Raw genomic sequence first — 14,998 nt, forward strand, 5'->3', positions numbered from 1 at the left:
ATTTAGGGGATTGAAACAATTTTACCACAAATTGTTCCTACAACTACTCCAAGTTAGAGAATATTGCCCCGATTTAGGGGATTGAAACATAGTAAACTCTAATCCGTTCTCCATTGCAAACTCATAGTTAGAGAATATTGCCCCGATTTAGGGGATTGAAACTAAACTAGGTTATCTCTTAAAGTACATTCAGTGGGTTAGAGAACATTGCCCCGATTTAGGGGATTGAAACTATTGCCAATTGTTACCATTATTCTTTAATTCACTAGTTAGAGAATATTGCCCCGCTTTAGGGGATTGAAACTAATAAAGCGTTTTTTCGCTTATATTAAAATGCTTTGCGTTAGAGAATATTGCCCCGATTTAGGGGATTGCTTATAAAATTAGTTATTTGATAAAACAAAAAAAGTTAAAAATTAATGAATTTACAAGTTAAAAAATATAAATTATTTATTTAATTTCACAAATATTTTAAAAGAATTTAAATCTAATATTTTATTTTTAAATTTAGAATCAAAAATATTTATTTTATATTCGCGGCAAGTATTATTAACGCTAGTTAAGATAATAAAAGAATATTAAATCACAAGAAATTACTTGCAATTTAAAATATATCTTAATTTATAATCTTCAAAATGTTTTGGATAAGGGACACTTACTTTAAAGCTTTTTGATGCGTTTTCATTGATAATCCCTTCTATTTTAAAATCGTGAGAGTAAAAATTGCGAATTTTATTAAGTTTTAATGGGTCAAAGCCTTTGCTTAAATCAAATATACTTCCATCTACTTTTTTGATACCAAGGTTTATTATTCCTATATTTAATTCACAGGTTTTTACAGGAACTTTTCCATTATTATATATTTGACCACTAATTACTACTTCATTTGCTGATTTATAGTCTTTTTGATTTCTTAATTCTACACTTTTTAAAAAGCTATCTATGGTAAGAAGAGTTGAATATCCAAAAATCAATACAAAAATTATGAGTGTAAAAGAAAAGGTATAAAGTTTGTTTTTTTCTTTAAAAAAATAAATAATTAAAAATTGTGAAAATATATAAACTACAAAAGCTGCAAATATTACAAAGATATGAAATTGCGATAAATACATAAATATCTCCTAAAAACAAGTAATTAAAGTATCAATTGTATATTTTTTAACATTACTAGGTATTAATAAATAAGATTTTTCGTATGAATTTTTTGGAATATCTTTTAAAATAATTTCTGTTGTTTTTAATGGTTTTAAGGTATTTTTGATTAGTTCTAAGTTATTTTTGCTGATTTTTTTTATATTGAATTTAATTTTGCATATTTTAAAATCTCTTTGAGATTTGTTATGTAATTTAAAATCTAAATATATATTATCGCTGAAAATTAATTTATCATTTTTGATTATTTCAAGTTCTGCTGGACGATATGTAGCATTTATATAGTTTTCTCCAATAAAAAACAATACAAATTCTAAAACAATACCTACTATGATTAAAAATATTGAGAAAGTTGGAAATTTTCTTAAAAAAATCGCAAGAATTAAAATTACTATAAAAAATAAAAAACAAAGCCCAAGAAGAATTAAATCTTGGGCATAGAAATTCGCTAGATAAAAATGAATAGTATCTAATAATTTTTGCATTAATTATTAAGGCTGGTTGTCTTTTTTGTGCTTGCATTATCTAGCCAAATATTAGGCACAGCTCCGCCAGGTGTTAAGAAAATCTTAGCATCATTATTAACCTTTAAAGCTTCGTTAAATTCTTTTTGGGTTTCAATTTGCTTTAATTCTAATAATTCTTTACTTATACTTTTTGCGATTTCTCTATTCGCATAAGCTTGTGCATCTGCTTCTATTTTTTGTGCATCTGCTTTACCTTGTGCTTCAATAATCGCAGCTTTTGCTATACCTTCTGCAAGTGCAGCTTTTTTAAGTGCTTCTTGATTTGCACGCTCAACTTCATATTTTGTTCTTTCTGCTTCTTGTTTAGCTATTTGAACTTTTTCAATTTGCTCTTTAACATTTGTTGGTAGTATTATCCCACGAAGTTTTACACTCTCAAGTAATACAGGTTTATTATCTTGAGCGTCTATGCTTTTTCTTGATTCAAGTTCAATTGAAGCAGCGATTTCATTACGCTTTATAGGTAATTCTTCAGCTGTATATTTTCCAACCACACTTCTTACAACTTCTAAAATAACAGGGTCTATAATTTTATTTTCCCAATCAAGCCCCCATTGAGCTATAGTTTGAGGTGCATTACTTGCATCTAAGCGATATTGCACTGTTATATCTACTGATACAGGTAAGTTTCTAGCATCAACAACCGTGATTGATTCTTTATTGATTATGCTTTCTCTACCATAAGTTCTTTCACTCGCACCTTCAACGCTAGCATAATTTATTTGTCTTACTTTAGTATCTACAATTAAAACTTTTTGAAAATACGGGATTATAAAGTGAAAACCAGGTTGAAGGGCTATTGGATCATACTTACCAGTAGTTGATCTAATACCTACTTGTCCTGAATTTACAACTACAAATGGCTTAGCTATTACTACTATTAAAAATATAACAACAGCTGCAATTATTACGCCATTAAATTTACCAAAACCTTTAAAATTAAAATCAATATTAAAATCTGTTTTTTTATTGTCATTTTTTTTGTTTTTATTGAAATAATCATTCAAATCTGCTGGCATTTATACTCCTTGTTAATTGATAAAGAAAGCATTTTACATTGTATAAGTTTATAATTAGAAAAAAGATTTTATAAAAGATAGTCTTATTGTTAATAAAATTAAAAGTTAAAATCAAATTCTTATTTTAGATTCTATATATTATAAAGTTTAGAGCGATAATTCGCTCTAAAAAATTAAATATAAGTTAGCCAAGAAGCGTATTTTTCATTTCTTCCATATACTATATCAAAGAAAGCATCTTGGATTTTTTTAGTAATTTCTCCACGAGCCCCATTTCCTATTACTCTATGATCTAGTGAATTAATAGGAGTAATTTCAGCTGCTGTTCCTGTAAAGAATGCTTCATCACAAACATAAACTTCATCTCTACTAATTCTTCTTCTTTCTACACTAATACCTAAATCTTTTGCAATTTTTAAAACAGAATCTTGAGTGATTGATTTTAGAGCATAATCATTTGGTGGAGTGATTAATACGCCATTTTTAACCATGAAAAAGCACTCGCCTGTGCCTTCTGCTATAAATCCTTCTTCATCACACATTAAAGCTTCTTCAAAACCTGAATTAATAGCTTCATATTTAGCCATCATTGAGTTTAGATAGTTTGCACTTGCTTTTGCTTTATTGAAATTTGCTTTTGTGCTATTTCTCATTAATGATGAACAACATACTTTAATACCTTTATTAAGTCCATCTTCTCCTAAATAAGCACCCCATTCCCAAGCTGCAATACCTACTCTAACAGGAGCTTTTGCATGATAAATTCCCATAATACCATCGCCTAAGAAAATTAAAGGGCGAATATATGTATTTGAATTAAAATTATTGCGTCTTAATAACTCAATTTGAGCATCTTCTAATTCTTTTTGCGAAAATGGTGGAGTAATTGCAGTGATTTTTGCACTTTCTAATAATCTCTTAGTGTGATCTTGCAATCTAAAAATAGCCATACCATTTTCTGTTTTATACGCTCTTGTTCCTTCAAATACTGCGTTAGCATAATGTAATGAGTGAGTTAAAAAATGAACTTTTGCATCAGCAAAGTTAATAATTTGTCCATCCATCCAGATGTAATCAGCTTTAATTGCCATACTTTTTCCTTTAAATTAAATTTTTGCGAAGTTTAACAGATTTTTCATAATAAGTATTTATTTTTTTTACCTAGAATTAAAAATTAATAAGGAGAAAAAATGGTAACAGATAAAAATTATTATTTAAATAGAAGAAATTTTTTAAAGTTAGGTGCAGGAACTATAGTTTCAAGCCAAGCAATAGCTGAAGAATTAGCAAAAACTAATCTTGATTTAGTTCCAAGTGATAGTGAATATGCTTATAATTATGTTAATTTTTATGAGTTTAGCACGAATAAAAGCGAATGTGTAAGATTAGCTAGCAAATCAAGCTTAAATGATAAAGCTATTTCAATTGAGATAGGTGGTTTGTGTGAAAACCCAATGACCTTAACTGATTTATCAGCTTTTAAAATTGTTGAAAGGGTTTATAAATTACGCTGCGTAGAAGCTTGGAGTATGAATTTACCTTGGCAAGGATTTGAATTAAGAGAATTGATTAATCTTGCAAAGCCAACAAGTGAAGCAAAATTTGTTAAATTTACAAGTTTATATGACCCTGATATTTTTCCTGATCAAAGATTTAATGGAGTATTGGATTATCCTTATGTAGAAGGATTAAGATTAGATGAAGCAATGCACCCGCTAACATTACTTGCAACAGGACTTTATAAAGAAAAATTAAAAGCTCAAAATGGAGCTCCAATTCGCTTGGTTGTTCCTTGGAAATATGGTTTTAAATATATTAAATCAATTGCTAAAATTGAATTTACTAAAGAGCAACCTGTTAGCTCTTGGGAAAAATACAATCCGAATGAATACGGCTTTTATGCAAATGTTAATCCAAATGTCCCTCATCCTAGATGGTCTCAAGCATCGCATAGGGTTTTAGGTAGCTTTTTTAAAGAAGATACTCAATTATTTAATGGTTATGAAGAAGAAGTTGGATATTTATATAAAGATTTAGATTTAAGAAAGAATTTTTAATGATTATTGCAATTAAAATTCTTTTAGTTTTAGCGTCTTTTGGGTATTTTATATCATCTGTTTTATTAGGATATGATTATGTAAAAGATATTTATAAAGCAAGTGGGCAACTTGCTTTAATATCTTTATTTTTAAGTATTTCTTTACCTAATAAATTCTTAGTTTTTATAAAGTTTTTTGGTAAATTAGCTGGATTTTTTGCAATATTGCATTTTTTAAATTTTGTTATAGTAGATAATCAATTTAATATAAAAATATTATTTACAAATACTATTGCAATAAGAAATCTTTTAGGATTAATTGCATTTATTTTTATGATTTTAATGTTTTATAAAAAGTATTTAAATTATTCTAATTTTGTGTTTTTACTAGCGGCATTTCATTATTCTTTAAGTGTGAAAATTCCTGAAACATTGCATTATTTAGTTATATTAGTGGCATTTTTATTTTTATTTAGGAGTAAAAATGATATTCGGAAAGATTGATTATATTAATTTATTACCACTGCATTTTTATTTAAAAAGCTCAAAATTACCAAGCTATGTAAAAAAAAGCATAGAGTATAAAAAAGATGTTCCTGCAAAATTAAATAAAGCATTGAAAGAAAAAAGATTAGATTGCGCAATTATTTCTAGTATTGAAAGTAAAAGGTCAAAATATAAGAATTTAAATATAGGAATTTGCGCTAACAAAAAGGTATTAAGTGTATTAGTTGAAAAGAACTCAAATGCACAAAATGATAAAGAATCAGCCACTTCAAATGCTTTAGCTAAGGTTTTAAAATTAAATGGTAAAGTAATTATTGGAGATAAGGCACTAAAAGAATATGTAAATAATAAAGAAAAATACATTGATATGTGTGAAAAATGGTATGAATTAACTAAATTGCCTTTTATGTTTGCAAGGTTTTCAAGTATTAAAAATCATAATAGTGCAAAAAGAATTTTAAAACCTTTTATAAGAAAAAATCTAACTGCAAATCAAAGAATAAAAATACCTAATTATATTTTAGATTATTATTCAAATACAAGAAAAATTAGTAATGATGATATTAAAAACTACCTAAAATATATTTATTATAAAATTGGGAAAAAAGAATTAAAAGCGTTGAGTATTTATACTAAAAAAATATATATTTAGTGGCATTTAAAAACGCCACTAAATTGGGTAATTATTTCTTTTTCTTACCACATTTACCAGTTTTGCAAGCTGTTGCAGCAACTTTTTCTTTTAACACGCTGCTAACTTTGAATTTAACAACTTTAGTTGCTGGAACTTTAATTTCTTTACCTGTGCTTGGAACTCTTGCTGTTCTTTCTGCTCTATCAGTTGTTGAGAAAGTTCCAAAACCATTAAATGGAATTGATTCGCCTTTTTCTAAAGACTCAGCTAGTGCTTCAAATACAGCATTTACTGCAGTTGTAGCATCTTTTTTAGTAATTTCTGCTTTTTCAGCAACTAATGAAATAAAATCTGCTTTAGTCATCTAAAACTCCTTAATATTGATTAAAAGCCCTATTTTACAATAAAAAAACAATATTTAGCTAAAAAACAAAAAAAATATTAGTATTTGTGTAAAAATATAGCAAAATTAGTTTTTAAATAGCATAGTTGGCAAGTTTAATACGCAATTTATTAGAAATATTTTTAATTTTATAAAATTTTAAGCAAAAATATATATAATTTGCTTTTTTTATTCACGCTTAGGTAGCTCAGCTGGCTAGAGCGCTGGTCTCATAAGCCGGAGGTCGGGAGTTCGAGTCTCCCCCTAAGCACCATTTCATAGCTTCAAATAATTTTTCCAATTTTATTTTTTATAGTTTTTATATTTTTTTGATTTTTATTAGAAAACTCGTTTTAAATATAAGAATTTAAAACGAGCAAGAAAGATTAACCATCAGCGTTAATTTTAGCAATTAATTCATTTAATACAATATCTGCATTTTCGTGAGCAACTTGACAAGTCCCAGCAGCTTCGTGTCCGCCACCGCCGTATTTTAACATTAGCTCACCTATGTTTGTTTTGCTAGTTCTATTAAATATACTTTTACCTGTCGCATAAACCATATTTTGACCTCTAAATCCTAAGATTTTATGAATTGATATATTGCATTCAGGATAAAGTGCATAAATCATAAAGCGATTACCTGGATAAATGATTTCTTCTTTGCTTAAATCTAAAACAACAAGGTTTTTATAAACTTTAGAGCATCTTTTTAGTTGTTCTTTAAACTCTTTTTCATATTTAATGTATAAATCGCTTCTTTCTACTACATCAGGTAATTTCATAATATCATCAATTTTATGATTTTTACAATAATCAATTAAATCCATCATAAGGTTATAATTGCTTATCCTAAAATCGTGAAATCTACCAAGTCCAGTTCTACTATCCATTAAAAAGCTTAAGAATTCCCAACCTTTAGGCTCAAGCACATCTTCCATTAAAAATTGAGCGCTATCTGCTTTATCAACAGCTACCATCATATCGTGCCATTCTTCAGGAAATTTTACGCCTTGTTTTTCATAATAATCATAAACAACTCTAGCAGCACTTGGTGCATCTGGAATAATTATATGATTATCTGCTTTTCCGTTTCTAATACTTTCGCTTTCGTGATGGTCAAACACTAAATAAGCATTAGGACAATATGGTAAGTTTGTAACAATATCATTATTTGTAATTTCTATTGTTCCATCTTGCATATCTTTTGGATGAACGAATTTAATATCACTTATTAAATCCATATGTTTAAGCAAAACAGCACATACAAGTCCATCCATATCACTTCTAGTAATTAATCTATATTTATTCATAGTTTTTCCTTTGTTTTTTTGATTATTTTTAAGTATTTTATACTATTTGATTGCATTTGTTTTATTTCATAATAACAATGCTCATCTTCACATCTTTCTTTTTCACTTGGAACATGTCCTAAACGATTAAAGACATAACCACCAATTGTAAGTTCTTCTAATTCATCATCATATTTAATATCTAGAATTTCTTCAACACTTTCAATATCTAGTCTTCCATTTACTATATAAACATTATCGTTAATTTTTCTGAAATCTTGTTCTTTTTTATCATGCTCATCGTTTATATCTCCAACAAGTTCTTCAATAATGTCTTCCATAGTTAAAAGCCCAGCTGTTCCACCATATTCATCAATTACTATGGCTGTATGAATTTGCTCTTTATTCATTTGAACAAGAACCTTTGAAATACTAATATTTTCTGGGACAAATAGAACTTTTCTTACACATTCATTTAAATCTTTATTTTGATTATCTAATAAATCTCTAATATGAATCATACCTAAAACATTGTCTTTACTAGCATCTATAAAAGGAAATCTAGTGTGTTTATAATCATGAACTATTTTTATATTTTCTTCGTATGAATTAACTTTATTCAAGCAAATCATATCTCTTCTAGGAGTCATTATTTCTTTTGCTACAATATCACTAAAATCAACAGCATTTTGTATAAGTTCGGTTTCAAATTCATCTAAAACGCCACTTTTTTGACTTTCGCTTGCTATGAATTTAATTTCTTCTTCAGAGTGAGCTGCGTGCTCGTTTGTTTTTATTCTTAATATTTTTAATATAGATAAAGATAAGAAATCAAATGTAACTATGAAAGGTGCAAAAATTATTCTAAATAAATAAAGTGGTCTTGCTATCCATAAAACTATGCTTTCAGTTTTTGCAATTGCTATACTTTTTGGAACAATTTCTCCTAAAACTACATGAAGTAGTGTAATTAATATAAAAGAAATAGCAACAGAAATACTATGTATTGCTATAGGATTTACATCAAAGCTTGATAGAATTTTATTTAATAAAACAGCGACAGAACTTTCTCCTAACCAACCAAGAGCCAAAGAACTTAAAGTAATACCTAATTGAGTAGCTGATAAATAAGTATCTAAATTTTTATACATTTCTAAAGCTAGTTTTGAATTAGCTCTTTTTTGATTTACAAATTCTTCTAACTTACTTTTTCTAATCTTGACAATACTAAACTCAGATAATACAAAAAATCCATTTAAAAAAACACAAAACAATGCTAAAAACAGCATTAATGCCGTATAACTGGGGTCCAAAAAATCTCCTTGTAAAAAATAAAGCTAAAATTATAAACATACAAACTTAAAAAATAGTAAGAATTATAAAAAGGCATTTTTATATTAAAAATTAAAAGGAATTTAAAATAATTTGATTTATTTTAAATTCCTAAAAAATTATTTAGTGTATTCTACGCTAAAGCTTTCTTTTGCACTAATTTCGCTATTTGAGTGCATTCTAATTAAATCTTTTATATATTCATTAGTTTTTTTATCACTTGATAATTCAAGTTCAATACTTCCATCTGTAAGTTTTTTGATATTAGAATTATAATCACTTGTAAAAGAAATATTATTAATAATATCAGCAATTGGTTTTAGATAATAATGCCCGCTAGTAGTTGTGCTTGTGTATAATTCGCTAATTTTACCAGTTGTATTTATATATTTTAATTTTAAATCACTCGGTAATAATTTTTTATATTTTTTACCCGCATCTGCTTTAGTATCTTTATACATTGCATAAGCAAAAATAAATGGATAATTTTTTGTAAAATTAACAGGAGTTCCTTTATCTATTGTTATGCTACTTGTAGTATCAAGATTAAATTCATTTACATCAGGCTTATTTAAAATGTCTTTACTAGGTGCTAAGTCATTTGTTTTTTGGAATTTTGTATAGCCTATTTTTGTAATAAATTCTAAATCATCAGGACTTGCTTCGTATTTTTTAGCAACGCTACTTAGAGTATTTAAATTTTTATTGACTTCGTTATCTAAATTTTGCATTTTTGAATCAAAAATTGCATTTAGTGTAGTATTGCTAGCACTTAAAGTCATTTTGATTTTTTGATTTGTGATATTCATATTTTTAATACTTAATTTATTTGTATAAATTCTATATCTACTACTAGCTTGAGTATCGTTATTATCTAAGAAATTTAAATCAAAATCTATATCAATATCGCTAGGAAAATACTTATATACATATTCTAAACTATTAGCAGAACTTGAGCCTTTATTTTCTATATTTACAGGTATATTTAGTGAATGTGTAAAATCACAATTTATACCAGAACATTTACCCAAATCAGCTTCGCTTTGTCCTACAACTTCATCAGAAAATAAAACAGCATCAGATAAACCATCAGATGTTTTTATATTATTTAAATTCGTAGTAGATGAGCTAGTAAAATCAGCATTAATAGGCTTAATTAATATATGGCAAGATATTTTTCCATTAGCGTTGATTGTATTTGAAAATCCAGTATTTTCACATTTTTTATTAGTAATATCACTTCCTACAAAATCATTGTCTTTAAACTCAATAATTCCACTTCCAGCAAAAGGATAAGCAACTACCATATCAAAACTATAATCTTTATTATTGCGTTTAAAATTAATAGGATTTAGTTGACTAATTTTGTTATAAGCACTTGTTTCTAAATCAAATGTATAAAAACTACCTTTGCTATTTGTAACTTTTAATTTAGCTTCTTTAATTCCTATATTTGAATTAATACTTAATTTTCTATCTTGAGTATCTAATACACTTGCTTTAAGAGTAGTTGGTAAAGGTTTTTTTAATCCTTCTCCTGCTTTAGTAACAAAATTATTTATTTTTATTTCAGCTGGTCTTACCATAAAGTTTTTGCATATTGGAGTAGGGGTTAATAATTTACCTTGCATATCTTTTTGAGTATAGCAAATATCGTGGCGACCTGGAGTTATATTGATAAATTCAATTATAAAATCTCCCATCATTTGATTATCAGGATTTACTCTAAAATCATCTTTATCGTATATTAAAACCTTAGTAGCTCTTCCATCATCGTGATTTACACTTGCAGTATTAGAAAAGAAACTAATTCTAGTTTTATCAGCTGCATGAACAAAACCTATATATACATTATCTCCAACCATTCTTGTATATGTATCATTAGCTATTTTTGCTTTTTTATCATTTAAATCTTTAATACTAGGTCTTAAATCTTCTCCTAGACTAGGTTTTCTATTTAGTATTTTCCAAATACTTCCAAAATAGTGTTGTTTTTGCACTATTTCTTCATCTGTTAAAATAAATGCTGCAGTATCACTAACACCTTTTATAATATTTTTACTATCTACTTCAAACATAGGTCTTTTATCGTTATCGTAAATTCTTTCTGTTGTAATTTCTATTAACGATGGTTCTTTTAATTTAAAGCTAAGTTCTCTTATGAAGTATTCTAAGTTTTCTGAATTAGCGTAATCTAAATCTAGTTCATAATAAATTACACTTGGTTGTCTTGATACAATATTGTAATCATTTCCATTTTTTGCTAAAGTGCTAATTTGAACTCTTAAATCTACATAATATTTGCTTAAATCTTTATCACAACATTTTATATAATTTCCATCTTTAGTCTTTGTATAATCATATCTTTTTTCTAAGTTTTGACCATTATAAAATGGAGTTATATGAACTTCAGGAATTTTATTAAATATAGGATATGTTTTATCTCCTACTTTTGCACTGCCTGCTGGATTTAAATCTTTTGAAATTAAACTAAATTTAGTGCTATTTGCGTCAGGATAGAATAAGAATTTAAAATTAGCATTAATTTCAGGCTTATTTTTATAAATGCCTACAATTGTATCAGCAGGGAATTTACCATCTCCATAATTTTTACCCCAATTTACAATATCTGTAGATGTAAAATATTTTGGATTTTTTAAATGAGCGTATAAATCCCCTGGACTTGCTGTGTATTTTTTCATATTATCTTTATAGTATTTATATTCTTCTTTTAATGAAGTTGGTCTTAAATGTAGGCTAAAGATTTTTGTGCTTATATTTTCTTGATTACCTATATCTTTAGGCATAATTCCAGCTCTTTCTCTTATGCTGTTTTGTTTGTATTTTGAATTCTTACATTCTTTTCGTATATCAAATAATCCAGGTCCAACTTTGATTATACAATCTTTTGAATTTTTGATTTCTTTATATATTGCTTTTTCGCCTATTGCTCCATCTCTAGTTTTATGAATACTATAAATACTTCTTTCTTGTGTTGTATCTATGTAAGGAGAAAATCTTTGGATATACTTAGCATTTGCAAGTGATTGATTGTTGTTATAAACGAAATTCCTAAGCCTTAAAGCTTTTATATCATAGGTTTTATGTTCGTTTGATTTCCACTGACTTTTTTCATTGTAATATCCATTGCTAGAAAAATAATATCCATCGTAATATTCCATATTAAATGTGTAGCATTTGCTTAGTCCTGATTTATTTTGTGCGAAATATTGATTATTTAAAAATCCCCATTTAGCATTACCTTTTAAAAATTCTTTAGGAGAATACAAGGCATTATTTTTTAAGAAAAATTGTTCTGAATATTTAGCGCATTCATCATTTGTATAATAAGCATTATCAGTTAAGGTCGCACCTACTTCGTTCTCATCTAGCGTTAAAGGTATTCCGCTAGCAAATCCTTGGTCAGGATTTAATCTACAACCTTTGCTTTTCATAAATCTTACAAAATCATTGTATGCGTTTTCGCTATCAGAAGTTGTGCTTGAGCCGTGCTGATAGCCTAGATAGGTATTTGCAAATCTATAAGCATTTGAGTTTTTTTCATTATTTAGTAATTGTTCGCTTAAAAAATAGCTAAAAATTGAATCATTATTGCTACTTGCTAAAAGTATGATTTTGCCTGTTGTATTAACTTCAAATTCTTTAAATACATCTTGAATATACGATTCATCATAAAAATAAGATTTCATTGGAAAAGTAATTTCAGTATTTTTTACACTATCTAGCTTTTTAGGTTTTGAGTTTTGATGAGAAATAAAATCATCGTAATTATTAGGATTATAATTAGTTCCCGCTGCATTATCTTCGTAATTTACGCAAAATACATTTTCTCTAAATCTTCTTGAATCGGTATGATGAGATGATTGATTGCCTTTAAAAGAGCCAAATTTTTTTACAATGCTATTTTGATAATCTAGTTTAGCCCAAGCATAATCCCAATTAAATCCCCAATTTACAATAATTCTTTGCTCGTCTTCAGCATCAGTTCTATTAAAATGATCATCTATGTTAAAGATTTGATAAAGTTGAAAACAAGCGCTTCTGCCTTTATCATTATTTCTTGTATTATTTATAACGCAATCAGCTAAATCTATATCTGTATGTTGTTTATGGTTTTGAGTTCCAAAATACATTCCGAAAGGATGAACTTTATTTGTATATTCATAAGAATAAAGATTAGATATTACGAGTAGTGATATGAGGACTTTTTTCATTATGCACCTTTTAGTTAAGATTTTAAGTTAATTAATTATATTTTTTAGTTTTTAAATTAAGATTAAATTAAAAAATTATGATTTAAAAGAGTATTTAAAAATAGCTCCTTTTTCATAATTAAATGCTTCATATACAATATCGTATTTTTTGCAAATATTTCTTACTATATTAAGACCTAAGCCAAATCCACCTTTAGCTAAATCTTCTCTAGCATATCTATGCCAAATTCTTTTTGTATCTTTTATGCCAATTCCTTCATCTTGTATTATAAAAATTATTTTTTCATTTGATTGGTTTAAAGATATTGTAATTTTAGAATTAACTTTTGTATATTTAATTGCATTTGAAATATTATTATCTACAATTCTTAGTAACTCTACTTCGCTGATTAATACATATAAATCATTAGTGATTTCTAAATGAAATTCCACACTTTTCATACTAGCAATACTATTAAAAAAATCAATTCTTGTTTTTAAAAAATTAGAAAAATTAATATTTTTTAGTGGGTATTTAGCATTTGGATTTTCTATATAAAATCCTACATCATCATATGTTGTTTTCATCTGATTTAGTGCTGCTTTAATTCTTTTTTGATATTTATTACTTTCTAACATATCAGCATTTAATAAGGCTATACCCAATGGCGTTTTTAACTCGTGCATTGCATCATAAAAAAATGTATTCATAGTGTTTTTATACCAAATTAAACTTTTGATATTGTTTTTATAAACTAAGTAAATTAAAACAAATAATATAAAAGTTCCCCCACCAAACACTATAGCAGCATTGATTATGCTTTTGTTATAAACGCAAGGTTTTGATAGCACCACATTGTATGTTGTATTGTTTATTTGTTTTTGGAATTTGTAATAAAGCAAAGAATTATGAGTTTTATATAAAAAATCATCTTTTATATAGTTTATATCAAGTTCGCATTTTAAAATTTCTTCATTATTGAAAATACATATTTTTATATCTTGTAAGTTATTTAAATCCTTATTTATATAACTTGCTAGTTCTAATAGCGTAGAGTTTTTATCATTAGCTACACTTAATTTCAATATATTTATAGCTAACATTGATATGACTAAAGCTATAAGGGTTAATAGTATTGTTTGCTTAGACATTGATTTTATAGCCAAGTCCTCTAGATGATATTATAAAATCATCGCAAGTTTTTGCTCTAATTCTTTTTACATATACTCTTACATCGCTTGAGCCATTGGTTTCAAATTCTTCATTTGCCCCCCCCATACATATTCATAAATACTGCTTACATTTACATAACTTGATTTATTGCTTAACAAATATTCAATCAATGTGATTTCTTTACTAGTAAGCTCTATTAGAGTTTTATTTTTGCTAAGACTTTTAGAAATATAATCATATACAAACTCGCCTGAAATTGTGATTGTATCATTACTTTGAGTGTTAAAAAATTGTTTTAATAATTCTTTAATTCTATATTTTAATTCATCTAGTTCAAAAGGTTTTTTAAGGTATTCATTGCAGCCTAGCTCATATCCTTTTTTAATACTTGCTATATCAGTTCTTGAAGTCATCATCATAATAGGGTTAGTAATATTTAAGCTTTTTATATAACTTAATACATCAAAGCCATTAGTATTTATTACTTTTATATCAAGTATATAAAGATGATAAAATTTATTTGCGATAGTTTTACAGGCTAAGTCGCCATCACTAAAAACATCAACACTAAATCCTAAATCTTGCAAATATTCACAAATACTAGTAGCATATAAATAATCATCTTCAAGCAATAAAATATTCATAATTACTTCCTTAAAAAATGTTTATTTTAGTTTTTTAATATTATTTTTAGCTAAAAAGTGTCTAAATTAGGATATTTCAATCA

Annotated in this window: 14 protein-coding genes and 1 tRNA gene; 4 read left to right on the forward strand and 11 right to left on the reverse strand. The window is 26.6% G+C overall.

All coding sequences use genetic code 11. The features are described 5' to 3' along the window. Positions 1–593 precede the first annotated feature (593 nt). From AVBRAN12642_RS08700 to AVBRAN12642_RS08715, 4 genes are all read right to left on the reverse strand, one after another. The gene (locus AVBRAN12642_RS08700) at positions 594–1,112 is read right to left on the reverse strand and encodes a DUF2393 family protein (protein ID WP_214118712.1); all 519 of its coding nucleotides are present in this window, start codon (positions 1,110–1,112) and stop codon (positions 594–596) included. 9 nt (positions 1,113–1,121) lie between these two features. Beyond that, the gene (locus AVBRAN12642_RS08705; protein ID WP_214120301.1) at positions 1,122–1,637 is read right to left on the reverse strand and encodes a DUF2393 family protein; all 516 of its coding nucleotides are present in this window, start codon (positions 1,635–1,637) and stop codon (positions 1,122–1,124) included. Further along, positions 1,637–2,698 carry an SPFH domain-containing protein gene (locus tag AVBRAN12642_RS08710; RefSeq protein WP_214118716.1) on the reverse strand — a complete coding sequence of 354 codons (1,062 nt, stop codon included), beginning with the start codon at positions 2,696–2,698 and terminating at the stop codon, positions 1,637–1,639. Before AVBRAN12642_RS08710 ends, AVBRAN12642_RS08705 begins: the two co-directional genes overlap by 1 nt. 173 nt (positions 2,699–2,871) lie before the next feature. Continuing rightward, complete coding sequence (locus AVBRAN12642_RS08715; protein WP_214118718.1) at positions 2,872–3,789, reverse strand: branched-chain-amino-acid transaminase; 918 nt, start codon at positions 3,787–3,789, stop codon at positions 2,872–2,874. 99 nt (positions 3,790–3,888) lie between these two features. Here AVBRAN12642_RS08715 and msrP point away from each other — a divergent pair, with 99 nt between their 5' ends. Genes msrP through AVBRAN12642_RS08730 form a run of 3 tightly spaced genes read left to right on the forward strand, consistent with a single transcriptional unit; the run spans position 3,889 to position 5,895 of the window. After that, positions 3,889–4,755 (forward strand): protein-methionine-sulfoxide reductase catalytic subunit MsrP, encoded by an 867-nt coding sequence (gene msrP, locus AVBRAN12642_RS08720; protein ID WP_214118719.1) that lies wholly within the window; start codon positions 3,889–3,891, stop codon positions 4,753–4,755. Then, positions 4,755–5,240 (forward strand): hypothetical protein, encoded by a 486-nt coding sequence (locus AVBRAN12642_RS08725; protein WP_336608234.1) that lies wholly within the window; start codon positions 4,755–4,757, stop codon positions 5,238–5,240. The genes msrP and AVBRAN12642_RS08725 overlap by 1 nt, the downstream gene beginning before the upstream one ends. Beyond that, positions 5,221–5,895, forward strand: coding sequence for an MqnA/MqnD/SBP family protein (locus AVBRAN12642_RS08730; protein ID WP_214150241.1), 675 nt, complete (start codon positions 5,221–5,223; stop codon positions 5,893–5,895). Before AVBRAN12642_RS08725 ends, AVBRAN12642_RS08730 begins: the two co-directional genes overlap by 20 nt. A 31-nt stretch (positions 5,896–5,926) precedes the next feature. Here AVBRAN12642_RS08730 and AVBRAN12642_RS08735 read toward each other — a convergent pair whose 3' ends face one another. Beyond that, entirely contained in the window at positions 5,927–6,241 is a 315-nt protein-coding gene (locus AVBRAN12642_RS08735) for an HU family DNA-binding protein (RefSeq protein ID WP_214118724.1), read from the reverse strand. 215 nt (positions 6,242–6,456) lie between these two features. On the opposite strand from AVBRAN12642_RS08735, the gene AVBRAN12642_RS08740 reads away from it, so the two are divergent. Beyond that, positions 6,457–6,533, forward strand: a tRNA-Met gene (locus AVBRAN12642_RS08740). Positions 6,534–6,645: 112 nt separating this feature from the next. Here AVBRAN12642_RS08740 and AVBRAN12642_RS08745 read toward each other — a convergent pair. The 6 genes from AVBRAN12642_RS08745 to AVBRAN12642_RS08770 form a co-directional block, all read right to left on the reverse strand. Next, entirely contained in the window at positions 6,646–7,572 is a 927-nt protein-coding gene (locus AVBRAN12642_RS08745) for an exopolyphosphatase (RefSeq protein WP_214118727.1), read from the reverse strand. Beyond that, positions 7,569–8,840, reverse strand: a complete 1,272-nt coding sequence (locus AVBRAN12642_RS08750) for a hemolysin family protein (protein WP_214118732.1) — start codon at positions 8,838–8,840, stop codon at positions 7,569–7,571. Before AVBRAN12642_RS08750 ends, AVBRAN12642_RS08745 begins: the two co-directional genes overlap by 4 nt. Positions 8,841–9,002: 162 nt before the next feature. Next, positions 9,003–13,118, reverse strand: a complete 4,116-nt coding sequence (locus AVBRAN12642_RS08755) for a hypothetical protein (protein ID WP_336608235.1) — start codon at positions 13,116–13,118, stop codon at positions 9,003–9,005. Positions 13,119–13,193: 75 nt separating this feature from the next. Continuing rightward, positions 13,194–14,201 (reverse strand): sensor histidine kinase, encoded by a 1,008-nt coding sequence (locus AVBRAN12642_RS08760; RefSeq protein ID WP_336608236.1) that lies wholly within the window; start codon positions 14,199–14,201, stop codon positions 13,194–13,196. Positions 14,202–14,241: 40 nt separating this feature from the next. Beyond that, on the reverse strand, positions 14,242–14,376 hold the full coding sequence (locus AVBRAN12642_RS08765) for a helix-turn-helix domain-containing protein (RefSeq protein ID WP_336608237.1): 135 nt from the start codon (positions 14,374–14,376) through the stop codon (positions 14,242–14,244). Then, positions 14,328–14,915 carry a response regulator transcription factor gene (locus AVBRAN12642_RS08770; protein ID WP_336608238.1) on the reverse strand — a complete coding sequence of 196 codons (588 nt, stop codon included), beginning with the start codon at positions 14,913–14,915 and terminating at the stop codon, positions 14,328–14,330. The genes AVBRAN12642_RS08765 and AVBRAN12642_RS08770 overlap by 49 nt, the downstream gene beginning before the upstream one ends. Positions 14,916–14,998 lie beyond the last annotated feature (83 nt).

The organism is Campylobacter sp. RM12642 (assembly GCF_020137635.1).
Taxonomy (GTDB): domain Bacteria; phylum Campylobacterota; class Campylobacteria; order Campylobacterales; family Campylobacteraceae; genus Campylobacter_E.